The sequence below is a fragment of the Brevundimonas sp. MF30-B genome (assembly GCF_004683885.1).
Lineage (GTDB): Bacteria > Pseudomonadota > Alphaproteobacteria > Caulobacterales > Caulobacteraceae > Brevundimonas.
The window spans coordinates 1,925,777-1,950,363 of record NZ_CP038440.1 but is presented as its reverse complement, the minus strand read 5'-3'; the positions used below and the strand labels follow the sequence as shown (position 1 = coordinate 1,950,363).

Annotated in this window: 21 protein-coding genes and 1 tRNA gene; 4 read left to right on the top strand and 18 right to left on the bottom strand. The window is 68.6% G+C overall.

Annotation, left to right across the window (positions count from 1 at the left end; genetic code table 11):
• Nucleotides 1-10 precede the first annotated feature (10 nt).
• Nucleotides 11-2,473: a helicase-related protein gene (locus E4M01_RS09885; protein ID WP_135062953.1), complete on the bottom strand. Its 2,463-nt coding sequence runs from the start codon at nt 2,471-2,473 to the stop codon at nt 11-13.
• 239 nt (nt 2,474-2,712) lie between these two features.
• Between E4M01_RS09885 and E4M01_RS09880 the strand changes: the two genes are divergently transcribed.
• Nucleotides 2,713-2,789, top strand: a tRNA-Arg gene (locus E4M01_RS09880).
• A 5-nt stretch (nt 2,790-2,794) separates the two neighbouring features.
• Here the strand turns inward: E4M01_RS09880 and E4M01_RS09875 are convergent.
• The 6 genes from E4M01_RS09875 to radA all read right to left on the bottom strand — a co-directional run bounded on the left by E4M01_RS09875 (nt 2,795) and on the right by radA (nt 12,008).
• The gene (locus E4M01_RS09875) at nt 2,795-6,184 is read right to left on the bottom strand and encodes an error-prone DNA polymerase (protein ID WP_135062955.1); all 3,390 of its coding nucleotides are present in this window, start codon (nt 6,182-6,184) and stop codon (nt 2,795-2,797) included.
• A complete protein-coding gene (locus E4M01_RS09870) occupies nt 6,181-7,701 on the bottom strand; it encodes a DNA polymerase Y family protein (RefSeq protein WP_245158245.1) in 1,521 nt (506 codons plus the stop codon). The genes E4M01_RS09875 and E4M01_RS09870 overlap by 4 nt, the downstream gene beginning before the upstream one ends.
• Nucleotides 7,640-8,398, bottom strand: coding sequence for an ImuA family protein (locus tag E4M01_RS09865; RefSeq protein WP_135062957.1), 759 nt, complete (start codon nt 8,396-8,398; stop codon nt 7,640-7,642). Before E4M01_RS09865 ends, E4M01_RS09870 begins: the two co-directional genes overlap by 62 nt.
• A 118-nt stretch (nt 8,399-8,516) precedes the next feature.
• On the bottom strand, nt 8,517-10,022 hold the full coding sequence (gene purF / locus E4M01_RS09860) for an amidophosphoribosyltransferase (protein ID WP_135062959.1): 1,506 nt from the start codon (nt 10,020-10,022) through the stop codon (nt 8,517-8,519).
• A 53-nt stretch (nt 10,023-10,075) separates the two neighbouring features.
• A complete protein-coding gene (locus E4M01_RS09855) occupies nt 10,076-10,636 on the bottom strand; it encodes a CvpA family protein (protein ID WP_135062961.1) in 561 nt (186 codons plus the stop codon).
• Between the two features lie 4 nt (nt 10,637-10,640).
• A complete protein-coding gene (gene radA, locus E4M01_RS09850) occupies nt 10,641-12,008 on the bottom strand; it encodes a DNA repair protein RadA (protein WP_135062963.1) in 1,368 nt (455 codons plus the stop codon).
• Nucleotides 12,009-12,150: 142 nt separating this feature from the next.
• Between radA and gltX the strand changes: the two genes are divergently transcribed.
• On the top strand, nt 12,151-13,500 hold the full coding sequence (gene gltX, locus E4M01_RS09845) for a glutamate--tRNA ligase (RefSeq protein WP_135062965.1): 1,350 nt from the start codon (nt 12,151-12,153) through the stop codon (nt 13,498-13,500).
• A gap of 141 nt (nt 13,501-13,641) precedes the next feature.
• Here the strand turns inward: gltX and E4M01_RS09840 are convergent, their stop codons facing one another.
• Both E4M01_RS09840 and E4M01_RS09835 read right to left on the bottom strand, forming a co-directional pair.
• Complete coding sequence (locus tag E4M01_RS09840) at nt 13,642-13,932, bottom strand: hypothetical protein (RefSeq protein ID WP_135062967.1); 291 nt, start codon at nt 13,930-13,932, stop codon at nt 13,642-13,644.
• Between the two features lie 133 nt (nt 13,933-14,065).
• Entirely contained in the window at nt 14,066-14,662 is a 597-nt protein-coding gene (locus tag E4M01_RS09835; protein WP_135062969.1) for a TIGR00730 family Rossman fold protein, read from the bottom strand.
• A 77-nt stretch (nt 14,663-14,739) separates the two neighbouring features.
• Here E4M01_RS09835 and E4M01_RS09830 point away from each other — a divergent pair, with 77 nt between their 5' ends.
• Nucleotides 14,740-15,456, top strand: a complete 717-nt coding sequence (locus E4M01_RS09830; RefSeq protein WP_135062971.1) for a hypothetical protein — start codon at nt 14,740-14,742, stop codon at nt 15,454-15,456.
• Nucleotides 15,457-15,566: 110 nt separating this feature from the next.
• On the opposite strand, the gene E4M01_RS09825 is transcribed toward E4M01_RS09830, so the two are convergent.
• Complete coding sequence (locus E4M01_RS09825; protein ID WP_135062973.1) at nt 15,567-18,965, bottom strand: EAL domain-containing protein; 3,399 nt, start codon at nt 18,963-18,965, stop codon at nt 15,567-15,569.
• Between the two features lie 116 nt (nt 18,966-19,081).
• On the opposite strand from E4M01_RS09825, the gene E4M01_RS09820 reads away from it, so the two are divergent.
• A complete protein-coding gene (locus tag E4M01_RS09820; protein ID WP_135062975.1) occupies nt 19,082-19,546 on the top strand; it encodes a PleD family two-component system response regulator in 465 nt (154 codons plus the stop codon).
• A 4-nt stretch (nt 19,547-19,550) separates the two neighbouring features.
• On the opposite strand, the gene E4M01_RS09815 is transcribed toward E4M01_RS09820, so the two are convergent.
• The 8 genes from E4M01_RS09815 to E4M01_RS09780 all read right to left on the bottom strand — a co-directional run bounded on the left by E4M01_RS09815 (nt 19,551) and on the right by E4M01_RS09780 (nt 24,587).
• Nucleotides 19,551-20,189, bottom strand: a complete 639-nt coding sequence (locus E4M01_RS09815; RefSeq protein ID WP_135062977.1) for an SDR family NAD(P)-dependent oxidoreductase — start codon at nt 20,187-20,189, stop codon at nt 19,551-19,553.
• 81 nt (nt 20,190-20,270) lie between these two features.
• Nucleotides 20,271-20,552 carry a hypothetical protein gene (locus E4M01_RS09810; protein WP_135062979.1) on the bottom strand — a complete coding sequence of 94 codons (282 nt, stop codon included), beginning with the start codon at nt 20,550-20,552 and terminating at the stop codon, nt 20,271-20,273.
• A 25-nt stretch (nt 20,553-20,577) separates the two neighbouring features.
• Nucleotides 20,578-20,982 (bottom strand): hypothetical protein, encoded by a 405-nt coding sequence (locus E4M01_RS09805; RefSeq protein WP_135062981.1) that lies wholly within the window; start codon nt 20,980-20,982, stop codon nt 20,578-20,580.
• A 4-nt stretch (nt 20,983-20,986) separates the two neighbouring features.
• Nucleotides 20,987-21,328 (bottom strand): hypothetical protein, encoded by a 342-nt coding sequence (locus E4M01_RS09800; protein WP_135062983.1) that lies wholly within the window; start codon nt 21,326-21,328, stop codon nt 20,987-20,989.
• 32 nt (nt 21,329-21,360) lie between these two features.
• Nucleotides 21,361-21,804 carry a helix-turn-helix transcriptional regulator gene (locus tag E4M01_RS09795; RefSeq protein WP_167765339.1) on the bottom strand — a complete coding sequence of 148 codons (444 nt, stop codon included), beginning with the start codon at nt 21,802-21,804 and terminating at the stop codon, nt 21,361-21,363.
• Between the two features lie 145 nt (nt 21,805-21,949).
• The gene (locus E4M01_RS09790) at nt 21,950-22,339 is read right to left on the bottom strand and encodes a helix-turn-helix domain-containing protein (protein ID WP_371682894.1); all 390 of its coding nucleotides are present in this window, start codon (nt 22,337-22,339) and stop codon (nt 21,950-21,952) included.
• Nucleotides 22,340-22,407: 68 nt separating this feature from the next.
• The gene (locus E4M01_RS09785; RefSeq protein ID WP_135062987.1) at nt 22,408-23,250 is read right to left on the bottom strand and encodes a 3'(2'),5'-bisphosphate nucleotidase CysQ; all 843 of its coding nucleotides are present in this window, start codon (nt 23,248-23,250) and stop codon (nt 22,408-22,410) included.
• A complete protein-coding gene (locus tag E4M01_RS09780; protein ID WP_135062989.1) occupies nt 23,247-24,587 on the bottom strand; it encodes a TldD/PmbA family protein in 1,341 nt (446 codons plus the stop codon). The genes E4M01_RS09785 and E4M01_RS09780 overlap by 4 nt, the downstream gene beginning before the upstream one ends.

Below are 24,587 nucleotides of genomic sequence, written 5' to 3'. Positions count from 1 at the left end.
GCAAGAACCCTCAGGCCTTTCGCCGTCGTCTTCGAGATTGACGTTCGGGGGGTGCGGTTGTCAGAGCGGCGAGCGCTGCGAAGGGCGAATCCTTGGCGGGGCGAGGCGTACGCGGCTTGACGTCGACGCGCTGGGCGCGGGGCGTCTTGAGCGCTGAAATCAGGCCGCGCGCCTGATCTTCGGTCCACTCAAGCTCCGCCAGCGCCGAATCTGGCAGGCGGCCGCTGTTGAGGGCGCGCAGCTCCGCCATGCGTTCCAGAGCCTCGACCGTAACCATCCACGATCCGACGCTCCTCAGTCCCAGAGCCGAAAGCGCGCGCGCCGACAAGGGCGGGGAGGGCGCCGCCGCCTGCGGACCGGTGGAGACGAAGGCTTGGGCGAAGGCACGCGCTCTGGGCTTCTGCAGTCCAGGCAGCCAGACGGAGTGCACGCCGACCCGCACGGCGAAGCTGCGTAAGGTCCGTCGCTCGACCTGGCTGAGCGCGTGCAGGTCGCGCTCGACGTCGCGACGGTCGATCAGGCCGCCGGCCTCGATGAGGCGGAAGGCGATGCCGCGCGGCAGGCCCTTCAGCGCGCCGCTCTCCACGGCATGACGCAGCCTGCGCAGTTCGCGTAGCGCCCGGCCCGCCTCGGCCGCCAGCCAGGCCTCCAGCCGCCGCGCCGCCCGCTCCCGCGCCGGCTGAGGCCCCAGGTCGCCGATCAGGCGCACCTGAGGCGCGAAGGGATCGGCGCCCTCCGGCGTGGTGACGACCCGCGCCGCCAGAGCCCCGCGCCACAGCACCTCGCCGGCGGGGGTGACGGAAAAGGCGGCGTCCTCGTCGGCGGCCAGGCGGCCCAGCCGACGCGCGATCTCCGGCCCGACGACGCGATGCGCGGCCTGGCGCAGGGTGCGGTCCGACAGGGTCGAGCCGCCGGCTTCGCTGGTGAAGCGCACGCCGTCCAGTCGCCCGACCAGCTGACCCTCGACCGTCACCTCGCCGTCCTCGGCCACACCGGCCATGGTCTCGTCGTGCACGTTCAGCGCGCGCATCAGGGCGGTGGTGCGCCGGTCCACGAAGCGGGCGGTCAGCCGTTCGTGCAGGACGTCGGACAGACGCACCTCCAGCTCCTTCGTCCGCTGGCGCCAGTGCATGGCGCCGTCCAGCCAGTCGGGCCGATTGGCGATGTAGCTGAGCGTCCGGACACCCGCGAGCCGTGCGGACAGCTGGTCGATCTGGCCGTCGTCACGATCCACGTCGGCGAAGCGGGGTGCGAACCAATCCTGGTCCAGCCGCCCGCGACCGCGCGTCAGCGCCTGGAAGATGTCCTTGGCCAGCCGCGCGTGGGCGTCCAGCGTGGTCTTCTGGAAGTCCGGCAGCTGGCAGGTCTCCCACAGCCGCATGATCGCGCCCCGCGAACGGCCGATGCGGCGCACCTCCTCGTCCTTCATCGCCCGCCGCAGAAGGGTCTCGTCCAGCGCCTCCGACGTCAGGCTGAGACCGCCCACGCCTGGGGAGACGGTCAGAGAGCGCAGCAGATCGGGCAGGCTGTCGAAGTCCAGCCGGGCGTTTCTCCATTCCGCCGCCTCGATCGGCTCGAACCGGTGCTCCGCGACCTGTTCCAGAATGTCCTCGTCCGGCTCCTGCGCCTCGCCGGTCACGCCCCAGGTTCCGTCGCGCAGATGGCGGCCGGCGCGACCGGCGATCTGGCCGATCTCGTGCGCGTGCAGCCAGCGCGTGCGCCGACCATCGAACTTGCGCATCCCGGCAAAGGCCACATGGTCGACGTCCATGTTCAGCCCCATGCCGATGGCGTCGGTGGCGACCAGGAAGTCGACCTCGCCGGACTGGAACAGTTCGACCTGGGCGTTGCGCGTGCGGGGGCTGAGCGAACCCATGACTACCGCCGCGCCACCGCGTTGCCGCCGGATCAATTCGGCGATGGCGTAGACCTGGTCGGTTGAGAAGGCGACCACCGCGCTGCGCGGCGGCAGACGGGTCAGCTTCTTGGAGCCGGCGTAACTGAGCGTCGACAGTCGATCGCGCGACACGATCTCGGCGTCCGGGACCAGCCGCCGGATCAGCGGCGCCATGGTCGCCGCCCCCAGGAACATGGTCTCGAACCGACCGCGGGCGTGCAGCAGCCGCTGGGTGAAGACGTGGCCGCGTTCCGGATCGGCCGCCAGTTGGATCTCGTCCACCGCCACGAACTCGACCGACCGCTCCAGCGGCATGGCCTCTACGGTGCAGACGAAATAATGCGGCCGGTCCGGCACGATCTTCTCTTCGCCCGTGATCAGCGCCACGGCCGCCGCCCCGCGCCGCGCGACGATGCGGTCATAGATCTCGCGCGCCAACAGCCGCAGCGGCAGGCCGATCATGCCCGAGGCGTGACCCAGCATCCGCTCGACCGCCAGATGCGTCTTGCCGGTGTTGGTGGGCCCCAACATCGCGGTGACGCGCGAGGGAGCCTGGCCTGTCGGGCGATCACTCATGACGTCTTCAAGGTGGCGACGAACGTCGAGTTCCTCAAGCGCCGCCTTCGATCATTAACGCTGACGCTGGAAGGAGCGGAACAGGCGCGAAACGAATCAGGACCGAATCACTGACACGGTCCGATTCGGGATTTGTTCCCTACAAGATAGGGTAGCTTAACGCGCCTTAACCACAAGGCGCAAACGCAGCCGGCTAAGGGGCTTTCCGCGCGCTGCCCAAACCGCTAGTCAGCCCCGACGGCCCCGTAGCTCAGCTGCATAGAGCAAGGCTTTCCTAAAGCCGAGGTCGCAGGTTGGAGTCCTGCCGGGGTCGCCATCGGTTCAGTGAAAATCCCGTGAGCCGGGCAGGATGCGGACGTCGCGGGGATGACGCCCGCCGGGCCGGAAGGAGCCGTGGGGACCGTAGGATTCGTCGGCGCGCGACAGCTGGATTTCGGCGATGTGATCTTGCGACAGCCGCGACAGTTCGGCGGAACGATCGAAGACCCGGCGAACCATGATGTGAACCACGCCCTCCACGCTCTTTTCGACCACGCCTTCGACCAACATCAACCGCGCGCCCATCACCTCGCGGCGGAACGACTCGAAGACCCGCGCCCACAGGACGACATTGGTGACGCCCGTCTCGTCTTCCAGGGTGACGAAGATGGCGTTGCCCTTGCCTGGCCGCTGGCGGATCAGCACCACCCCGGCCACGCGCACGACGGTTCCTCCACGGCGCGCCTCGGCGGCCTGACAGGTGGAAACCCCCTCCGCGTCGAAGATCGGCCGCAGGATGTGCATGGGGTGGGCCTTCAGCGACAGGCGCGTGGTCTGATAATCGGCCGCGACATGTTCGCCCAGCGGCATGACCGGCAGGCGGGCGTCGGGCTCTGCGCCCAGTTCGCGGGCGCCTCGCTCGCGGGCCTCGGCGGCGGCGAACAGCGGCAGGGGGTCGTCCTCGGGCAGGCGACGCACCGCCCACAGCGCCTCGCGCCGGTCCAGGCCCACAGAACGGAAGGCGTCAGCGTCCGCCAGCTTGCGCATCGCCGCCGCCGGCAGGCACGCACGCCAGGCCAGACTTTCGAGATCAGCGAACGGCGCCTCGGCCCGCGCCGCGACAAGCGCCGTCGCCCAGGCCTCTCTGAAGCCGTCGATCTGACGCAGACCCAGACGAAGCGCCGGCTCGCCCCCCGTCGGCTCCAATCCGTTGTCCCAGCCGCTGTACGCCACGTCGATGGGTCGGATCTGAACCCCTCCGATCTCATGCGCCTCACGCACGATCTGAGCTGGCGCGTAGAAGCCCATGGGCTGGCTGTTCAACAGGGCGCAGGCGAAGGCGGCGGGGTGATGCCGCTTGATCCAGGACGACACATAGACCAGCTGCGCGAATGACGCCGCGTGGCTCTCGGGAAAGCCGTAGGAGCCGAAGCCCTTGATCTGGTCGAAGCAGCGCTGCGCGAAGGCGGGATCGTAGCCGCGGGCGATCATCCGCCCGACCATCCGGTTCTCATAGGTGTGCAGCGTCCCGTCGCCCCTGAAGGTGCCCATGGCCTTGCGCAGACCATTGGCCTCGGCGTCGGTGAACTCGGCCGCCACCATGGCGACGCGCATGGCCTGCTCCTGGAACAGGGGCACGCCCAGGGTCTTGTGCAGCACGCGCTTCAGCTCATCGGGCGGGCCGCGTTCGGGCGAGGGACCGGACAGGTCGACCTTTTCCTGGCCGTTGCGGCGGCGAAGATAGGGGTGGACCATGTCCCCCTGGATCGGACCCGGACGCACGATGGCCACCTGGATCACCAGGTCGTACAACCGGCGCGGCTTCAGACGAGGCAGCATGTTGATCTGGGCCCGGCTCTCGACCTGGAAGACGCCGATCGACTGGCCCCGGCACAGCATGTCGTAGACCTCGGGATCGTCCTGCGGGATGCCCGGCAGGTCCTGCTCTACGCCCTGATGCGCCTGCATCAGATCGAAAGCCTTCCGGATGCAGGTCAGCATGCCCAGCGCCAGGATATCGACCTTCATCAGGCGCAGTTCGTCGATGTCGTCCTTGTCCCATTCGATGAAGGTGCGGTCGGGCATGGCCGCGTTGTGGATGGGCACCATCTCGTCAAGCCGGTCCTGGGTCAGGACGAAACCGCCGACATGCTGGGACAGGTGACGGGGGAAGTTCAACAAACGCGACCCCATGGCCACGGCCCGGGCAATCATGGGATTGGTCGCGTCCAGCCCCGCCTGCTCGACGTGGCGTTCGGCGATTTCGGATCCCCAGTGGCCCCAGTGACTGCCGGCCAGGCGAGCCGTCACATCCTCGGTCAGGCCCAGCGCCTTGCCGACCTCGCGGATGGCGCTGCGCGGGCGGAAGTGAATGACGGTCGAGGCGATGCCGGCGCGGTGGCGGCCATAGCGCTCGTAGATGTGCTGGATGATCTCCTCGCGCCGCTCATGCTCGAAGTCGACGTCGATGTCGGGCGGCTCATCGCGGTCCTCCGACAGGAAACGCTCGAACAACAGCTCGCTCTCGGCCGGATCCACCGAGGTGATGCCCAGAATGTAGCACACGGCCGAATTGGCGGCCGAACCGCGCCCCTGGCACAGGATGCGCTTGTCACGCGCGACCCGAACGATGTCGTAGATGGTCAGGAAATAGGGGGCGATCGCCTTGCGGGCGATGAAGGCCAACTCCTTTCTCAACAAATCCGCCAACCGAGTTGGGATGTCGCCGGAATACTTCTCCTCTGCGTGACGCCAGGTCAGATGCTCCAGCCAGGCCTGCGGCTTCCATCCCGGAGGAATAGGCTCCTCGGGATACTGATAGGCCAGATGTGTGAGATCGAAGGCCACGCGCGCCAGAACGTCCAGGGTTTCGGTCACGGCTTCGGGCGCCGACTGGAACAAGCGCTTCATCTCGGCCACTGGTTTTGGGTGGCGCTCGGCGTTGGCCAGCAGACGCCGACCTGCGGCCTCAATGGTCACCCCCTCGCGAATGCAGGTCAGAACGTCCTGAAGATCGCGCTGGGCCGGGTCGTGGTACAGCACGTCGTTGACGGCCAGCAGCGGGACGCCCGCGCGCTGAGCCATGGTCTTCAGCCGCGCAAGCCGGCGGCGATCGTCGCCGCGTCTCAGCATGGCGGCGCCCAGCCAGACCGCGCCGGGCGCGCCTTGGGCCACACGAGACAGCAGGGTTTCGAACCCGGCCAGGTGATCCGGCGGCATCACGATCAGCAGCAGATCCTCCGGCGCCGCCAGAAGGTCGCCCAGGCCGATCTCGCATTCGCCCTTCCGGGCGCGGCGATTGCCCAGCGTCAGCAGGCGCGTCAGCCGGCCCCAGCCGGTTCGGGTCTCGGGATAGGCCAGAATGTCCGGCGTCCCGTCATTGAAGACCAGACGCGCGCCCAGGATCAGTTTGAAGGTCTGGGCGCGGCGCTTGACCTCCTCGGACAGGGCGGGATCGATGGTGTGATCTTCTTCAACCACCACCTCGCCAGGGCCAGAACCCTCTCGCCGCAGGTCTGGCGGCAACAGGCCGTCCCTGCGGAGAACCTTCAGCGCGCTCCACGCCCTGACCACGCCGGCCACGGTGTTGCGGTCCGCCAAGCCCATGCCCGCGTGCCCCCGCAGGATCGCGCTGGCCACGAGATGCTTGGGCGAAGACGCGCCGCGCAGGAAGGAGAAGTGGCTGCTGACCGCCAGTTCGGCGTAGTCGCCCAAGGGATCGGGTTCGATCATGCGAACAGGCCGTGGATGAACCACCGCGGCGGTTCGTCGGCGCCGTACAGCCCCTGACGGAACAGCCAGAAGCGCCGGCCGTCCGTGTCCTCGACGCGGTAATAGTCACGGGTGCGCTGGCCGGGCGCCCGCCACCATTCCCCGGCGATCCGCTCGGGCCCCTCCGCAAGGGCGACATTGTGCACCACGCGCCGCCAGCGGAAACGAAAAGGGTGGCCGTCCGGCGCCTCGGCCAGGGTCTCGACCGGCTGGGGCGGATTGAACAGATGCAGCGGACGAAGTGGCGGATCGTCGGGATGCTGATCGGGCCAATCGTCGGACGGGCAAGGGACGGCTCCAGCCGTGATCCAGCGTGCGCCGCGTTCGGGGATATGGGAGCCCTGGGGCTGGAACCGCACCACGGCCTCCGGCCCCAGCCGGGCGGCCAGGCGGTCGATCAGGACGCTCAGATCGCCGGTCGCATCGGCGTCTCCCTCCAGATCCGCCTGAACCGGAGTCAGACGCTCGACGGCCAGCGCGGCCATCCGCATCTGGTCGAAGCCGAATCCGGAATCCAGCGGCGTGTCCAGCGCCGCCATCCGCTCGCGGAACAGGCGCAACACAGAGGCGGCGTCTCGGGTCGCGCGTCCGACCCTGAGCCCGATCCGCCGCACCCCGCCGTCCACGCGATAGAAGGCCGCCTCGAAGGCCCGCGCGCCAAGGGTCGCCGATTCCAGCCGCGCCATGATCTCTTCCAGCAGGTCACAAAGGACTCGCTGGATATCTTCGTCCGTCGAGATGGGTTCGAAGAAGATGCGGTCGACCACAATGGGCGGAGCGGGCCGATGCGGGGTAATGCGGATGTCCTCGTCGCCCAAGACGCGCGCCAGCCGAGATGGAAAATCCGAGCCGAACCGGGCCGCCAGGGGCGCGCGGGGACGGTCGTCCAGATCGCCCAGCCGTTTCAGCCCTGCACGGCGCAGGGCCTGCTCCTCGCGTTCTTCAAGTTCAAGAGCCGAGACGGAGAGACGGCGGACGGCCGCACGCCCTGCCTCTGGCCCGAAAACGCCGCCGGGGCCGAAACGGCTGAGAGCTCGCGCCGCCTGGGGCGTCGAGGCGAGGGCGAGCCGGCTGTGCAGCCCCAGGCGTTTCAAGCGCGTCCCGACAGCTTGGATCAATCCAGCCTCGCCGCCGAACAGATGGGCGCAGCCGGTCACGTCGAGCATCAGGCCATATCGCGGATCCAGCGCGATCACGGGAGAAAAGCGATCGAAATCCTCCAGCACCCAGGCCATCAGAGCCTCGTCCGCCTCGGGCCGCGCCGTGACCACGTTCAGCACAGGCAGCCGCGCCCGTGCATCAGCCAAGGTCAGGCCGGGGCTCAGGCCCTGCCGAGCGGCTTCGGGGTCGACGGCGCTGAGGCGCAGAGCCCCCTTGACCTTTTCCGCTAGGACGACTGGCCCGCCCGCTGCGTCGTCAGGCGCGGCGGCGGACCCAGGGCGTTTCAGCCGGTCGGTGGGCAGCCAAGGGAGCCACACGGCCAAGTAACGTCGGCGGCTCGACGAACGACCGTCCTTCACGGTCCCACTCCATCATCCAGGTTTCAAGGCGCGCGCCGGCTCGATTCCGCAGCAGGGTCGCGCAAAAGGCGGGACGACCCGGAGCGCCGCCCTCCATCGGGGTCGAGGCCGCGGATCGCACCGACCACCGGCTTTCCGCTGCGCTGGGCTGCGGTGCGGCCCCCGCCCGCACCAGAAACAGCCGCTTGCCCCCGTTGCGGGCAGCCAGTGACAACCGCCGACTGGCGGTCAGACTGAAGGCCCGATCCTCTCCCCATGTGCTGAGCAAGACCGTGTGGACGCCCCTTGTCCTGAGCGCGTCTTCTGCGACGCCGAGCAGGGCGCGGACATCGCGCGTGCGGACCAGCAGCAAATCCTGGGGCGCGACGCCCATATGGCGCACCCCTAGGCCATGAAGGCGGCCGATCTCGCATTCGCTGCGGTCATGAATGGCCCAGACCATTTCCTGGCCGTTTGAAATCGACAGAATGACCCCAAGGCCGAAGCCGTTGACGCTGACAGCGTCGGCGCTGCCCTCAGCGTAGAATTCATGGACCCCGGGGTGGTCGAGGAGAGACCAGAAGGCCTGCCGCCGGGCATCTGGGGCAATGGCCCGGGGCGCGCCGGGGCGGCCCAGTCCTACAGACTGCAGGACATTGGATCGTGTGTTCTCCATTTGTTCTATATGGCGCTCGACGCCCCCGGTGAGTCAAGCCGGCAAATGCGACCTTGGAGCTTCGTTGGGGCGCCAAGGTCGAAGAATGTCGGAGACCGACCGTGACGACGGGTTGGGTTTAGGCGGTCACCAGCAGCGACAGCTGCCGGGCGTCCATGTCGCGGCCGCCTTCCTCGATCTCACGGTCCAGCAGGCGGGTGGGATAGTCGCCCGTGAAATAGTGGTCGGTGAACTGCGGCTGCGTCGGGTTGCGCGCCTCCTGGCCCACGGCGCGGTACAGGCCGTCGATGGAGATAAAGCCTAGCGAATCCACCTCGAGCTCGCGGGTCATCTCCTCCAGCGTCATGTTGGCGGCCATCAGTTGGCTGCGCTCGGGCATGTCGATGCCGTAGAAGTCGGGATAGAGGATCTGAGGGCTGGCGGAACGCAGGTGGACCTCGGCCGCGCCGGCGGCGCGCACGGCGCGAACCAGCTTCAGCGATGTGGTGCCGCGCACGATGGAATCGTCGATCAGCACGACCCGCTTGCCGGCCAGCGCGGCCTTGTTGGGGCTGTGCTTCATGCGAACGCCCTTCTGACGCGCGCCCTGGCTGGGCTGGATGAAGGTGCGGCCCAGATAGTGGCTGCGGATGATGCCCATCTCGAACGGGATGCCGCTTTCCTGGGCGTATCCGAGGGCGGCGGGGACGCCGGAATCCGGCACGGGCACCACGATATCGGCCTCGACCGCGTGCTCGCGGGCCAGCATCCGGCCCATCTCCTTGCGCACCTCATAGACGGACCGGCCGTTCACGATGGAATCGGGGCGCGAGAAGTAGACGTATTCGAACAGGCAGGGGCGGGCGGGGCCGGTGGTGAAGGGCTTGAGCGAGCGCAGGCCCTGGTCGTCGATCACGACGACTTCGCCATGCTCGACGTCGCGCACGAAGTCGGCGCCGATCATGTCCAGAGCGCAGGTCTCGGACGCCAGCACCCAGGCCTCGCCGACCTTGCCCAGCACCAGCGGGCGGATGCCCAGCGGGTCGCGCGCGCCGATCATCTTGCTGCGGGTCTGGGCGACCAGGGCGTAACCGCCCTCGATCCGGCCCAGGGCGTCGATGAAGCGGTCGACGATCTTGGCCTTACGGCTGCGGGCGATCAGGTGAAGGATGACCTCGGAGTCCGAGGTCGACTGGAAGATCGCGCCTTCGCCGACCAGCTGACGCCGCAGAAAGTGGAAGTTGGTCAGGTTGCCGTTGTGAGCGATGGCGATGCCGCCCTGGTCCAGGTCGGCGAACATGGGCTGGATGTTGCGCAGGAAGCTGCCGCCGGCGGTGGAGTATCGGGTGTGGCCCACGGCCGCCGGGCCGGGCATGCGCTGCGACAGGTCCGCACCGCCGAAGGCCTCGCCGACCAGGCCCATGTGTCGTTCGGTGTGGAAGCGCGCTTCGCGGACGCTGGCGATGCCGCAGGCTTCCTGACCGCGATGCTGCAAGGCGTGCAGGCCCAGCGCCACGATGGAGGAACCCTCGTCGCCGTCGGCGCCCCAGACGCCGCACACGCCGCATTCCAGACGCAGGGCGTCATCTTCGGGATCGCGCGCGTGGGCGCGATGAACAACGGGTTCGGCGATCATGTGGTCCATCGTCGGGCTCCGATTGACCGGTTTTGGGGGCGCGAGGGCGAGGTATTCCTGGATTAGGGCCGGGGCAAGTCCGGATCGTCGGAAAAGCCGCGTCGGATCGATCCGTCGACCAGGGGGGTGACGGCGTCGACGCCCCGGCCGAGGCCCGGCAGGATCCACTGGATGGCGTGGGCGGCGCGGACGCTGAGACCATAGGAGAACGCCTCGTCCAGCCAGCGCGGAGACCGGTCGCCGGGCAGGCCGGCCGCCACCGTCAGGTGCACCGCGCCGATCAGCAGCAGGCCCCGCGTCGCGCCGATGACGACGCCGAACAGCCGGTCGATCGCGCCCAGCGCGCCGTGCGCCTTGGCGCCCTTGGACAGGGCCGAGCCGACCAGACGCAGCAGGAAATAGACGAGAAAGAAGCCGACGATCACCGCCACGACCGAGCCGATCCAGTCGGGATCGATCAGGCCGCGCATGACCGGGGCCGTGACGGGCAGGGCGATCAGGGCGACGAAGGCGGCCACGATGGCGCTCAGCAGGCTGACCAGTTCGCGCACGCCGCCGCGCACCGCTCCGGCCGCGACCGAGGCGATCAGCACGATGGCGACGAAGAGGTCGTATCCGGTCACGGCGTCAGTCGTAGCGGTTCTGCGAGATTCGTTCGACGACTTCCGTCAGCCGCGTCATCGAGGTCAGGCTGACGCCCGGCGCCTTGACGGTCAGGGGCGGCGTCAGGGCCTGGTCGAAGCCCAGCTTCTGCGCCTCGCGCAGACGGGCCTCGGCGCGGCCGACGGCGCGGACCTCTCCCGACAGGCTGATCTCGCCGAAGGCGACGCAGCCCTGGGGCAGGGGCAGATCCACCGCCGAACTGATCAGGGCCGCCGCAGCCGCCAGATCGGCCGCCGGTTCGCTGATCCGCAGGCCGCCCGCCACGTTCAGATAGACGTCCTGGTCGCCAAAGCCGAAGCCGCAACGCGCCTCCAGCACGGCCAGCACCATGTTCAGCCGCCCCGTGTCCCAGCCAATGACGGCCCGGCGCGGCGTGCCGTAGGCGGACTTGGAGACCAGGGCCTGGATTTCGACCAGCACCGGACGCGAGCCCTCGATGCCGGCGAAGACGGCGGCCCCCGGCGCGCGGTCCTTGCCTTCGCCCAGGAACAGGGCCGAAGGATTGGCGACCTCGCGCAGGCCCGCGTCGCCCATTTCGAACACGCCGATCTCGTCGGTCGCGCCAAAGCGGTTCTTGCCGGCGCGCAGGATGCGGAAGGGATAGCCGCGCTCGCCTTCGAAGCTGAGCACGGCGTCGACCATGTGTTCGACCACCCGCGGGCCGGCGATCTGTCCGTCCTTGGTGACATGGCCGACCAGGACGACGGCGACGCCCTGCGACTTGGCCAGCCGCACCAGCTCGCCGGCGCAGGCGCGCACCTGGGTCACCGAGCCGGGACCGGCCTCATGGGCGTCGGACCACAGGGTCTGGATGGAGTCGATGATGACGATGTCGAACGTCTCACGCCTCAGCGTAGCGATGATCTCGCGAAGCGCCGTGGCCGAGGCCAGGTTCACCGGCGCGGCCTCCAGACCCATGCGTTTGGCGCGGGCGCGGATCTGCTCGATGGCCTCCTCGCCCGAGATGTAGGCCACCTTGGCCCCGCGCAGGGCCGCCTTGGCGGTGACCTCGAGCAACAGAGTGGACTTGCCCACGCCGGGATCGCCGCCCAGCAGCAGGGCCGAACCGGGGACCACGCCCCCGCCGCAGACCCGGTCGAACTCGGTCACGCCGGTCAGGATGCGCGGCGGCTCGGGCGTGTCCGACTGCAGTGTCTCGAACTGCACGCCGCGCGTTCGGCTGACCGCCGCCGGTTTCAGCGCGCCGGGCGGGGCCGAGCGGCTCTCCTCGACAATGGAGTTCCACTGTCCGCAGGCCCCGCATTGCCCGGACCATTTCCCGTGCACAGCCCCGCAGGACTGGCAGACATAGATCGCACCGTCTCTCGCCATGGGTGGTGCTTACAGCATGGCCGGGCAGGGCGTCAGCCGCCGTCTGAAGCGGTGCGTCCGATGCTGACGCAGACCCGCATCGCTTGACTTGGCGGGACGGGGGCGCGACCTAGCCGCCTCGTATTCCAAGGTTTCCGATCCCATGACCGTCAAGGTTCGTTTCGCCCCGTCGCCCACGGGCCGGCTGCACGTCGGCAATGTGCGCACCGCCCTCGTGAACTGGATGTTCGCCAAGGGGCAGGGCGGTCAGTTCGTGCTGCGCATCGACGACACCGACCTGGCCCGCTCCACGCCCGAGTTCGAGCAGGGGATCGAGGATGATCTGACCTGGCTGGGTCTGGTCTGGGACGAGCGCCACAACCAGTCCAAGCGTTTCGATCGCTACGAGGCCGCGGCCGAGGCGCTGAAGGCGGCCGGGCGTCTGTATGCCTGCTACGACACCTCCGAAGAGCTGGATCGCCGCCGCAAGGTGCAGCTGTCGCGCGGCCTGCCGCCGATCTACGACCGCGCGGGCCTCAGCCTGACGGATGAGCAGAAGGCCGCGTTCGAGGCCGAGGGCCGCAAGCCGCACTGGCGCTTCAAGCTGGACGGCCGGCGGGTCGCCTGGGAAGACCTGTCGCGCGGCCACGCCGAGGTCGATACGGCCTCGATGTCCGACCCCGTCCTGATCCGCGAGGACGGGCTGTTCCTCTACACCCTGCCGTCGGTCGTCGACGATCTGGACATGGCGATCACCCACGTGATCCGGGGCGAGGACCACGTCACCAACACCGGCGCGCAGATCGAGATATTCGAGGCCCTGATCGCCGCGGGCTGGGCGGGCGTTCTGCCGGGCTTTGCGCATATGCCGCTGCTGGTCGGCGCCGACGGCCAGGCGCTGTCCAAGCGCCTGGGCTCGCTGTCGATCGCCGACATGCGCGACCAGGGCTATGAGGCCATCGCCATCACCAGCCACCTGGGGCGGATCGGCACCTCGGACCCGCTGGAGGTCGCGACCTCGATCGAGGCGCTGGGCCAGGGCTTCGCCTTCTCCAAGATGGGCCGGTCGCCGGCGCGCTATGACACGGCCGACTTGGACCGTCTGAACGCCCAGGCGCTGCACGCCCTCAGCTATGCCGAGGCTCAACCGCGGTTGCAGGCGTTGGGCTGCGATCTGGGCGAGGCGTTCTGGAATGCGGTCAAGCCGAACCTGGGCAGGTTCGGCGAGGTCGAGCAGATGGCCGCCATCGTGCGCGGCCCGGTCGCGCCGGTCATCGAAGACGTCGCCTTCGCCGAGACGGCGCTGCGTCTGCTGCCCGAGACGCTGGACGATCAGGCGTGGAGCGTCTGGACCCAGGCGGTCAAGGCCGAGACGGGCGCAAAGGGCAAGGCCCTGTTCATGCCGCTGCGGCTGGCGCTGACGGGACAGGCGCATGGCCCCGACATGGCGGCGATCACGCCCCTGATCGGCCGCGAGGCGATTCAGAAGCGGCTGCGCGGCGAGGCGGGCTGAGGCCCAAATTGCCGTCTCCCCGGCGAAGGCCGGGGCCCAGAACTGCAATCGAAACGTCCGAAGTCGACGCCTGATGCTCTGGACCCCGGCTTTCGCCGGGGAGACTGGCGAATGTCCGGGCGCGCTAGGCGGCCCGGCCCTTTAGGCGTTGCAGGCGGCCAGTTCGGCTTCCGTCAGGGCCACGCCCTTGTAGGTGAAGGCGGTGACCGCGCCCAGACGCTGGGCGACGCGGCGGCAGGCGCGCGGCGCGGGCTGGTTGGAACCGCCGGTCGCGGTGCAGGCCGAGCCTTCGCAGCGCCAGGTGGCGCCGTCGATGATGGTGCGGCCAGCCGGAGCCTTGGCGGCGTCCGCCAGGGTGGCGCTGCTGGCCGGGGCTTGAGCAAAGGCGGGAGCGGCCGCGAACAGGGCGGCGGCGACGAGAAGGGCGCGCATAAGGCGTCTCCGACAAAGAACCGGGGCGCGACAGGGCCCCACCGCGTCAATGTCCGTTTTCCAAGAAAACTGTCAAGGCGCGTTTCGAATGAAAACGCACGGACGAGACTGACCAATGGTTACTTATCGCTGATCATGTCGCAAGTGCGGCCGTATCGCGCATCTCTGACAAAGCCTCCAGCACGCCATCGACATCGTCGCGAACGATCCAGGCGTCCAGGAAGGCGGCCGGCGTCATGCCTTCCGCGACGCTGTGACGCATGAGGGCGAAGAAGCCGTCCCAGAAGCCGTCGATGTTGAGGAAGATCACCGGCTTGGCGTGCAGGTCCAGCCGCTTCCACGACAGCAGCTCGACCACTTCTTCCAGCGTGCCGACGCCGCCGGGCGCGACCACGAAGACGTCGGACTGATCGTACATCAGCTGTTTGCGCTCGTGCATGGAGGTCACGACCACGGTCTCGACCTCGTCGAACAGCCGCTCGCGGCTGCGCAGGAAGGCCGGCATGATGCCCACGACCCGGCCGCCCGCGTGGTGAGCACCCCGCGCGGCCGACCCCATCAGGCCCACGCCGCCACCGCCATAGACCAGTCGCCAGCCCGCTTGCGCCACGCCTGCGCCGAAATCGGCCGCGGCCTGGTGATAGTCGGAGCGCACCGCTTCTGAGGCGCCGCAGAACAGGCAGACGGACGGACCATCGAACGGTTGGATCGGGACAGGGGACAGCGGCATGGGATCTCCAGGGCGGCAGACAAAGGCCTGCGCGCGCGTTATCTGAGCGTGTCGGACGGCATAGAGGGTCGCACGCGATGATCAAACGTCTATGTCCGGTGTTGGCGGCGGCCGTGCTGTGCGGGTGTTCCCCCGAGCCCAGCCAAGAGAGGCTCGTCGAGACCGGGCAGGGCGACGCCTGGCTACAGCCGCCGGCCGTCGAGCAGGTCGCTCGCACCCCCTCGGGACTCTCAGTCAGCGGCGTGACAGGACCGGGCGCCCGCGTCGTGCTGCGCGGCGGCGAAGGACAGGCGTTCGCGGCGACCGCCGCCCCATCCGGGCGGTTCGACATTCGCCTGAATGCCGGCGAAGGCGACCTGATTCTCACGCCGGAGGTGCAGCATGGGCAGGCGCGGGCGATTTCGCCGGACAGGCTCGTCATTCTGTCTTCCGGGACGACGGCTCTGCTGAGGGTGGGTGACGCCACCCGTCGGCTGGACGAGGTCAGGGGAGAACTGGACGCGGTTGATTGGGATGGTCGGCTGATGGTTCTGTCTGGTCGAGTCCAACCAGGAGGGCAGGCGGCTGTGTCGCTGGACGGCGCTGCGCCGACCATGCTGCCGTCCGACGCAGAAGGCCGCTGGTCATTGGGCGCAACGACCGCTCGCGAGGTGCGGGTGGACAAGCGGGCGTACCGAGTTCCCCTCATGGCCGGCGACGCTCCTGGCGTTGAACGGTCGGGAGATGGTTGGATTGTCCGGTGGTCGCCGCCAGGAGGGGGACGACAGGCGGTCTGGCTGCCGGATCGATCTTAAGGCGCGGTTAACCAAACTGGCTGAAAGACAGGACTGTCTTCGAGCCTTGGCCGAGGACACCCACCATCACCGAACCACTGCCACCCGGCGCTGCTGCGCCGGGCTTTTTTTTAGGCCGCCTGGGCCGGTGCAGGCAGTTCGCGCAGCGAAACCGGCTTCTGGAAGTGGTAGCCCTGCAGATAGTGGGCCCCCGCCACGCGAAGGAAGTCCGCCTGTTCGCCGGTCTCCACGCCTTCGCAAACCACCTTCATGCCCAAGGCTCGTCCGACGCCGACGACGGCGTGAATGATGGCGGCGGACGCAGTGTCCATGCAGCAGCGCTCTACGAAACTCCGATCGATCTTGAGGGTCGTGAACTTGAGCTCTCGGAGGGCGTGCAGGCTCGTGTAGCCGGCCCCGAAATCGTCCAGGGCCACGCCGAAACCGGCTGAGCGCAGGGCCTCCACAGAAGTCCGCGCGCGGCTGATGTCGAGCATCGCCGTTTCGGTCACTTCGACCTCGAGACGCGAGGCGGGGAAGGCCAGCCTGCGGGCCAGGTCCGAGACGCGTCGCGCGAAACCGGCCTCTTGGAACTCGGAGGCCGAGGCGTTCACGGAAACCCGCAGGTCGGGACGGTCCCTGGTCTCGGTCATGGCCCGCTCCAGGACGAAATCGGTCAAGCGCGCAACGGCGCCTTCGGCCTCCAGCTTCGGAATGAACTCGTCGGGGAACCGACGTGTCCCGTCCGCCTCGGTCCAGCGGACGAGAGCTTCGACCTTGCCAGAGAACACGCCGGTCCGCTCGAAAATCGGCTGGTAGACCACATGCAAGGCGCCCTGGCGCAGGGCGGCGTCCAGTTGATCGGCCATGCTGATGGAGGACGTGCGATCCGCAGCCAATGCGGCTATCGTCGCCCCGACCGCAGCCTCCAGCGCCGAGAGCGACGGCGCCGATGCGTCGCGCGCCTTGGACTCGACCTCCATGGCTTCGGCGGCGACTGCGCGGGCGCCAAGGCTCAGGCTCATGGACTTCAGCGCGTGAGCCGCGCGCGCCACTTCAGCGCCGTCGCCCCTTGCAGCGGCGGCCACGGCTTCGGCCAGACGCAGCGGGGCGTTCTCGAGATACAGGGCGTGGACGCGATCGACGAAGTCGGCTCTGCCGCCCTCGGCCATGGCGAGCAGATCGCGGCGAACGACCGGATCGAAAAGGGCCGGATCGACTCCCGATGCCGGCACGGTTGCGCCCGAAGTCGCAGGGGACCCTGCGGGAGCTGCGCGGTCCTGAGGCGCCGTTGCGCGTTCGGGGTGAAACCGCGCGAGCACGCGGCGCAGGTCATCAAGCGTGAACGGCTTGTGGACCACGTCGTCCATGCCGCAGTCGCGCCACGCCTGGGCGCCCGCGCCCACCACATGCGCCGTCAGAGCGACGATGATGGCGCGCGCGCGGCCGGACGCGGCTTCGTCGATGCGGATCCGGCGCGTGGCCTCGAACCCGTCCAAGATCGGCATGGACCCGTCCATAAGCACCAGATCGAAAGTCTCCAGGCCCAGCCGCTCGACCGCGTCGGCCCCATCAGCGGCGGTGAAGGTCTCGACCTGAAGCTGAGCCAGGGCTTCGCAGGCCACCTCGCGGTTCACCTCGGAGTCGTCGACCACCAGAACCCGCAGACCGGGGAACACGGGATCGTCTGATTGGCGCGATGGGGCCTCGTCCAGCGCCGGCGACTGACCGTCATGCATCTGGTTGAGGAGCAGGACGACGTCCTGGCCTCTCAGCGGGCGAGAGAGAACGCACGCGCCCGGGTGATCCAGCCGGGTCGCTTCCGCCGCCGCCTCAGTGTCCCTGACGACGACCGTGGCGCGCAAGTCCGCACCGGCCGCGGTCTCCACGAAGCGAGCGTCGGCCTCGTCATCCACAGCGGTCACGCCGAGCGCCTGGAGGTATAGGTTCAGCGCCTTGCCGGTCTGGCCGCCAATACGAACGGCGACCCGCCAGTCGGGTCGGAAACGCGGCATGGCCGGCGCATCCTGAGCGGCGCTCAAAGGTATGGAGAAGCCGAAGTTCGAGCCTCGCCCTATTGCGCTGTTCAGTCGCCACTCGCCGCCCATCGCCTTCACCAGACGATCGCAGATGGCCAGGCCGAGGCCGGTGCCGCCGTGCTTTCGCGTGGTCGTCTGATCGACTTGGGTGAAGGCTTCGAAGAGGGTGTCGAGCCTGTCCTGGGGAATCCCCGGACCGGTGTCGCGCACCGCCAGCATGATGCGCCCGGCCGCGCGGGGGTCGCGGTAGGCGGCGATGAGCACGCCGCCGGTGTCGGTGAATTTGATGGCGTTGTTGGCGAGGTTGCTCAGGACCTGCCGAAGCCGCGTCGGATCGCCCAGCACGGCCGGCAGCCTCGGATCGACGAACACGGCCAGGTCTAGGCCCTTGGCCTGCGCCTTTTCGGAGAAGAGGCTGGCGACATCTTCGGCGATCTCCGCGAGGTCCATGGGGATGGACTCCAGATCCATCTTGCCCGCTTCGACCTTTGAGAAGTCCAGGATGTCGTTGATGACGTGCAGCAGAGATCGGCCGGACTTGGCGATGACGTCGGCGTGGCGCTGCTGGCGTCGCGGCAGGTCGGAGGCGGCAAGAAGATCGCTTAGCGCAAGAATGCCGTTGAGCGGGGTTCGTATTTCGTGGCTCATCACGGCCAGGAAGTCGGACTTGGCGGCGTTGGCCTGTTCGGCGGCGTCGCGGGCGACGACGAGCTCCGCAGTTCGATCCGCGACCTGGGCCTCCAGGGTCTCCACGTGCGCGGCGATCCGCGCATCCCGCTCTCGAATGCCTTGCAGGAGCGTGTCAAAGCCCGACACCAACTCTGCAACCTCTCCTTCGGCCTCAATGTCGACCGCCGTGGAGTAGTCGCCGCTCTTGTCCACACCTCGTATCAGTTCGGCCAGCGCCGTTATCGGACGGGCGATCCGTCTGCCCATGCGGGTCGCAACGAACAGGCCGGCGAGCAGGGCGGCCAGGGCCCCGGCCAGGGTGGCCCAGAGCGTTGAAAGAAGGCGATGCCTCAGTTCGGGCGTCTGACCGAAGACGGTGACCGAGCCGACGGTCTGATCCTGGGCCAAAATGGGGGCTCGGGCCTCAAGCGATCCGGTGTTCAGCAGCGACCAGAGCGAGGGATCCCCGCCGCCCGACGCGCTCGCGTCCGTCACCAGTCGCGCTCCTGAGCCCGTTTCGGCCACCATCGCCCCGCCTGCATCGTCGACCCGGGCGTAACTTACGCCGGGCATCTGCGCGATCGAGCGGACGGCCTGGAACGCTCGCCCGCGATCATTCTCGACAACGGCTTCCACGGACAGGGATGCGATGACTCTTGCGGTCTGCGTCAGCCGGCCCGTCTCGAGCGCGGCTTGGCGGTTCAGGTCCATCCAGGTGGATATCAGCATCGTCACCACGAACGACGCCGTCAGCGCGGCCAGAACCAGCAGGATCAGCCGACGGCCAATTGAACCGGGCGGAGGCGGGCGAAATCGCGACACGAGACATCCAGGTCTGTTACGTCGCCGACGATACGGCACGTTAATGACCCGAGGCTTAAGCTGCCGGCCTGGTCGGGGGATCAGCGTGGGGGCGGTTCGCCTCCGGGACGAGTGACATGAGTGACTTTTTCTACGTCCTGGACGAGGAGGCTCGGCTCCTGTTCGTCGATGACGACCCGATCCTGCGCGAATTCGCACGGGTGAATCTGGCCTCCGCTGTCGCCAGTGTGGATGTCGCCGCCGATGGGGTCGACGCCCTGGAGATGCTGGCGGCCCAGCGCTACGACCTTGTCCTGACCGATCTCGAAATGCCGCGCATGGACGGGTTCGAACTGCTGGCCGCCATCCGCGCTGATCCCCAGCTTCGCAACCTACCGGTGGTGGTGGAGACCGGCCGCGAGGATGTCGAGGCGATCGATCGCGCCTTTCGCGCCGGTGCGACGGCCTTTGTGACCAAACCTCTGAACTGGCGGCTGCTCAGTTATCAGCTGCGCTTCACCCTGCGGGCGGCGCGAGCTGAAGCGGAATTGAGGGCGGCGGCGAGCCGGCTGGTGGCCATGGCCCGCCGGGACGCGGCCTGAGGGATCAAACCCGCCCCATGACCGGGAGAAGCGCGCCGGTGACGCCTCCAGCCGATTCGGACGCGAGGAACAGAATGACCGTCGCAAGTTCGTCGGGGCTTACCCAGGCTGAAAAGTCGGCGTCGGGCATGTCTGCGCGATTCTGCGGCGTGTCGATGATCGACGGCAGGACGGCGTTCACCGTCACCCGGCCCTTCCACTCCCGAGCCAGCGATTCTGTCAGACGATGGACACCGGCCTTGGAAGCGGCGTAGGGTGCCATGCCGGTCTGTGCGTCCAGCGCCCCGGCCGCCCCGACGTTGACGATGCGCCCCGCCGACGAATTAGCCAGATAGGGCAGGGCGGCGCGACAGGCGTTGACCGCAGTCGTCAGATTCACGGCCGTCATGCGCGCCCAGACGCTCGGATCGGCGTCAGCGACAGGCGACCAGACAAAGCCGCCCGCCGCATTGACCAGTGCGTCGACGCCGCCGGCTTGGGCGGCGAGTTCGCCCATGACCCGGTGCGTCGCCTCCGCGTCGGTGAGATCGACGTCCTGCTGATCCAGGCTGAACACACGCCAGTCCTCGGCGGCGGCGCGCCGAGCGACGCAGGCGCCGAGAACGCCCAGGCCTCCGGTGACGACAAGCGTGCGACGGGCCATGACGGCTACTCCTTAAGTCGACGGGCTTCGCCTAGCGGCTAGCAGATCGAAGGCGGGAGAGGGAGGGGCGTCGGCCGGCCTTCAGGCGCCGCGGGCCGCCTCGGCCGAGACGCTGCTCGAGCGGCGCAGCATCTCAGCGAAGGCCAGCAGCCTTTCCAGGGCCTCGACATCCAGCCCGTCGCTGCGCCGGTCGCCGCCCTGTGCGGCCAGAACGGCGAGCTGATCGACCATGTCGTCGAGGGTCTCGGGTTGGCGTGAGAGGATGACGCATTCGGCTTCGTCGAGGTCGTCTTCCTGTTGAGCGGTAAGGTGTTCAGCCTGGATAAGCGATCTCCAGACGATCGCGGCGGCGTAAGGGTTCATGTCTGCCTCGCGGCGCTCGCGCGCCTTAGCGCCTGGCGTATCTGGCCCATCGCGCTTCGGCGACGCCAGCCATGGCCAGGACGATGATGATTGCCCACAGGAGCAGGCGCAAAGTGACGGCGGGCCAGAGCCGCTCGAACTCGAACGCGGCCCAGGCCACGTGCGTCAGCATGGTGACCAGCTGGACGCCGGCGGCCAGGATCAGCCACCATCGAGATTTCCAGAGCGCCAGCGCCGTCAGGGCGAAGAAGCCGGCGGCGGAAAGTCCGGTCCGGGCCGCCCAGCCGTAATCGCCGACCAAGGGCGCCCCGAACGTAAGGGCTGCAAGGACCAGCACGGCCAGGCGTTCGGGCTCACGCCCCTTCCAAGCCAGGGCGACCCAGGTGAGCGCCGTCACGAGAAAGAGAAGATGCTGGACCGAACTCAGCACGTGGTCAGCCGGCCCTTCGGAATTCGACCTGATTGAGAAATCCGGTTGGCTCCAGCTTCTTCTCGAGCGGCCCGTCCATGCGCCAGCCGATCTGTTCGTGGGCAGCCACGCGGGCCAGGGCCGAGTGACTGGACACCATGTCGCCCCGCGCCGCGGCCAAGGCGGCCAAACCCGAGACGGCATCGGCCAGAGCCTGTTGCCCGACTTCGGCCGCCAGTTTCTCGGCGCGCCTCGCCTCAATCATCGCCTGGACCAGGGCGTTGGCGTCAAGGATCGCCTGGTCGAGCGAATGTTCGGCCTGATGCAGACAGCGCGCCACCCGCACGCCGGTATGATAGTTCTTCATTGCGAAGGTCGCCCCTGAAGTTGACACAGGCGTCAGAGGGCGTTGCCGGGCGCCAACAGACCGGCCCGCTCCATCGCGGTGGCCATGATCAGCACAATCCCGGCGAGGAGGACGGCGACCCCGATCGCGACCAGCAGGATCAGCATCAGCCGCATCCGCCGGCCAGGCGGCTCCGGAAGCGCGGCGAAGACCGCTTTCCAGACCCTGGGCCCGCCGTCGACCGTGTCCGCCGACGCCAGGTCAGGAGGGACGGATGCGGGCGGCTCCGCCATCGGGAGCGTTTGCCCTACGTAATCGATACCGAGGGCGCGCATGGCGTCCCGGCGGTTCGAAACCCCGAGGCGGGCGTAGGCCTCGCTGAGGTGCGCGCCCACCGTGCGCGGCGACATGTCGAGCTGCGCGGCGATTTCCTTGTCCGTCAGACCTCGGGCCGCCATTTCGATGCAGTCGCGTTGGCGAGGCGAAAGCGGCAGCATGTGGGCTCCTTCAGGCACGTCTGGAAACCGCCGCCTGGGCGGGGCGGGATCCCGCAGCATAAGCTTCGCCTCTGGCGGCTTCGTCTTCAATGGGGCGTTGGTGCACAGGCAAGAGGGGAGCCCAGCCTTAGACGACAGCCCGAACTTAAATCGTCCTGGCGCCTGCAAGCGCTTTCGCAACGGACACCACCACCGCGCGGTTCGCGGGCGAAAGTTTTGCATAGGTCGCCGCGAGGTCGCGAACGCCCGGCGTCATCTCCAGATCGACGTCTTCGTCCCCCGGGAAGAGTGAAATCACCGGAACGCCCAGAGCGGCGGCGATTCGCACGAGCATCGAGGCCGAGATCCGGTTCACCCCGCGTTCGTACTTCTGAATCTGCTGGAAGGTCACGCCGATCGCCGATCCCAGCTCGCTCTGGGTAAGCCCAGCCCCAGTTCGCGCCGCCCGCACGTTCTGGCCCACGGCCACATCGACGGGGTCAATGCCGTCGGCCATGCGACCCCGAGAGGTTGCGGTCTTGATCAAGGTTTCCAAGATGGTCTCCAGATGCAGGGAAGGCGATGCGTCCTGTTTCGCGACGCCTCGACAACCTAAACCAAGCGCTACGGTTGCGCCACAGGATCGAGGGAAGCGAGCGGGATGGAGGCGCAGCGTTTAAGGATCAGGGGGTGCAGGGCGGGGGCCGAACAGACCAGGCTCGACTGCCGCGGATCGGCGCGATTGAAGCGCCAGGGTCGGCCGTGGTGGTCGCTGACGCGCGCTCCCGCCTCCTCGGCGATCAGGGCGCCGGCGCAGACGTCCCAGTCCCATTTGGGCGACAGCGCGATGGCGGCGTCGAACGCGCCGGCGGCGACCAGGGCCATGCGGTAGGCCAGGGCATTGCGCTTCTCAAGCCGCATGACCGGCCAGGGTTCGGGCCAGTGCGGCCCCTCCATCAACCGGGCGTCAGCCAGGACCGAGGCGTCATCCAGCGTCTCGGTGTCCGAGGCGGTGATCGCCCGGCCGTTCAGCCGCGCGCCGTCGCCCAGCACGGCTTCGAAGGTCTCGTTGAGAGCCGGCGCATGGATGACCGCCGCGACAGGCCTTCCGTCCTCCACGACCGCGATCGGAATGCACCACCACGGCTTGTTCTTCATATAGGCCACGGTGCCGTCGATCGGATCGACGACGAAGATGCGCCGGGCCTGAAGGCGATCGGCGCTGTCGGCCGTCTCTTCGGACAGCCAGCCGTAGTCGGGGCGGGCGCTCAGCAGGGCCTCGCGCAGCAGTTGATCGACCGCCAGATCGGCGCTGGTGACGGGCGAGCCGCCGCTCTTGGACCAGACTTTCAGGCCCGCGTCCCGCTCGGTCAGGGCGCTTTCGCCGGCCGTCAGCACGGCGGTGCGGATCAGCTCCAGGTCGGCGCGGCGATCCAGCAAGTCCTGCGCGGCGGCGGCCTCGGTCATTTGCCCGCGATGGCCACCGCGTCGAACAGAAGCGACGGGCTGTTGAACGATCCGCGGAACTCCAGATCGGAGCCGCGCTGCAGCCGGGCATAGAGGTCGATCAGTTTGCCGGCGACCGTGACTTCGCTGACAGGATAGGCGATTGCGCCGTTCTCGAACCAGAAGCCCGACACCCCGGCCGACCAGTCCCCGGTGTTGGGGTTCAGCGACGGCCCGAACATGGAGGTGACCAGAAGACCGGTCCCGGCGTCACCCATTAGGGCCGCCAGATCGCGCTCGCCGGCCTCCAGATGCAGATTGTGCGTCGAAACGCCGGGCGGACCGGCGAGGCCGCGCGAGGCGTGGCCGGTCGAGGCCAGGCCCAGCTGGGCGGCGGCGGCCGAATTCAGCAGCCAGGTGGTCAGCCGTCCATCCTGGACCAGAGCGCGCCGTTCGACCGCCACGCCTTCGTCGTCGAACGGGGTCGAGCCCATGCCGCGCGGCCGGAACGGGTCGTCGATCAGATCGACGCCTTCGGGCAATACCGCCTGGCCCATCCGGTCCTTCAGGAATGACACGCCGCGCGCGATCGATGGGCCGGAGATGGCGCCGACCAGAGGCGACAGCACCTGGGTCGCCACGCGATTCTCGAAGATCACGGGAGCGGTCGTCGAGGCGATCTTGCGCGGTCCCACGCGGGCCACGGCGCGCCGTCCGGCCTCGCCGCCGATCTCGTCGGCGCCGGGCAGGTCCGACAGGTGCCGGGACGAGCGGTATTCTCCGCCGCGCTCCATGGCGCCGTCCTTTTCGGCGATGACGCCGGCCCCCAGCGAGAAGCCGCTGCCGCGATAGACGCCCTCGAAGCCGTGCGAGGTCAGGTGCCGCCAGGCGCTGGTCGACCACGAGGCGTGACCGCCCTCTGACTTGGCGACGCCTTCGACCGCCAGGGCGGCGGCTTCGGTCTCGGCGGCGGCGGCCTCGAGCTCGGCGGCCGAGCGTTCGGCGGGATCGTAGAGGTCGAGGTCGGGGTAGGGGCCGTGCGCCAGCCGGTCCTCGGGGGCCAGGGCGGCATAGGGATCTTCCGGCGCGAGCCTGGCCATGGCGACCGCGCGTTCGACCAGCCGCGTGCGGGTCGCGTCCGAGAGATCCGAGGCGGACACGGAGGCCTGACGGCGGCCGATGAAGACGCGCAGGCCCAGGTCGCGCGCCTCTTCACGCTCGACATCCTCGAGCTGGCCGTTGCGCACGCCGACCGACAGGGCCTGGCGCTCGGAGGTGACCGCCTCGGCGGCGTCGGCGCCAGCCTTCAGTGCGGACTGGATCAGATCGGACAGCAGGTCGGGGAGGGCTTCAGTCAT

Bases quoted from the DNA above. Each gene is read 5' to 3' on its own strand.
- E4M01_RS09820 (WP_135062975.1), top strand. From the start codon at position 19,082: ATGAGTGACTTTTTCTACGTCCTGGACGAGGAGGCTCGGCTCCTGTTC.
- E4M01_RS09810 (WP_135062979.1), bottom strand. From the start codon at position 20,552: ATGAACCCTTACGCCGCCGCGATCGTCTGGAGATCGCTTATCCAGGCT.
- E4M01_RS09785 (WP_135062987.1), bottom strand. From the start codon at position 23,250: ATGACCGAGGCCGCCGCCGCGCAGGACTTGCTGGATCGCCGCGCCGAC.
- E4M01_RS09800 (WP_135062983.1), bottom strand. From the start codon at position 21,328: ATGAAGAACTATCATACCGGCGTGCGGGTGGCGCGCTGTCTGCATCAG.
- E4M01_RS09865 (WP_135062957.1), bottom strand. From the start codon at position 8,398: ATGGAGAACACACGATCCAATGTCCTGCAGTCTGTAGGACTGGGCCGC.
- E4M01_RS09830 (WP_135062971.1), top strand. From the start codon at position 14,740: ATGATCAAACGTCTATGTCCGGTGTTGGCGGCGGCCGTGCTGTGCGGG.
- purF (WP_135062959.1), bottom strand. From the start codon at position 10,022: ATGGACCACATGATCGCCGAACCCGTTGTTCATCGCGCCCACGCGCGC.
- E4M01_RS09875 (WP_135062955.1), bottom strand. From the start codon at position 6,184: ATGATCGAACCCGATCCCTTGGGCGACTACGCCGAACTGGCGGTCAGC.
- E4M01_RS09835 (WP_135062969.1), bottom strand. From the start codon at position 14,662: ATGCCGCTGTCCCCTGTCCCGATCCAACCGTTCGATGGTCCGTCCGTC.
- E4M01_RS09795 (WP_167765339.1), bottom strand. From the start codon at position 21,804: ATGCTGCCGCTTTCGCCTCGCCAACGCGACTGCATCGAAATGGCGGCC.
- gltX (WP_135062965.1), top strand. From the start codon at position 12,151: ATGACCGTCAAGGTTCGTTTCGCCCCGTCGCCCACGGGCCGGCTGCAC.
- E4M01_RS09780 (WP_135062989.1), bottom strand. From the start codon at position 24,587: ATGACTGAAGCCCTCCCCGACCTGCTGTCCGATCTGATCCAGTCCGCA.
- E4M01_RS09815 (WP_135062977.1), bottom strand. From the start codon at position 20,189: ATGGCCCGTCGCACGCTTGTCGTCACCGGAGGCCTGGGCGTTCTCGGC.
- E4M01_RS09840 (WP_135062967.1), bottom strand. From the start codon at position 13,932: ATGCGCGCCCTTCTCGTCGCCGCCGCCCTGTTCGCGGCCGCTCCCGCC.
- radA (WP_135062963.1), bottom strand. From the start codon at position 12,008: ATGGCGAGAGACGGTGCGATCTATGTCTGCCAGTCCTGCGGGGCTGTG.
- E4M01_RS09885 (WP_135062953.1), bottom strand. From the start codon at position 2,473: ATGAGTGATCGCCCGACAGGCCAGGCTCCCTCGCGCGTCACCGCGATG.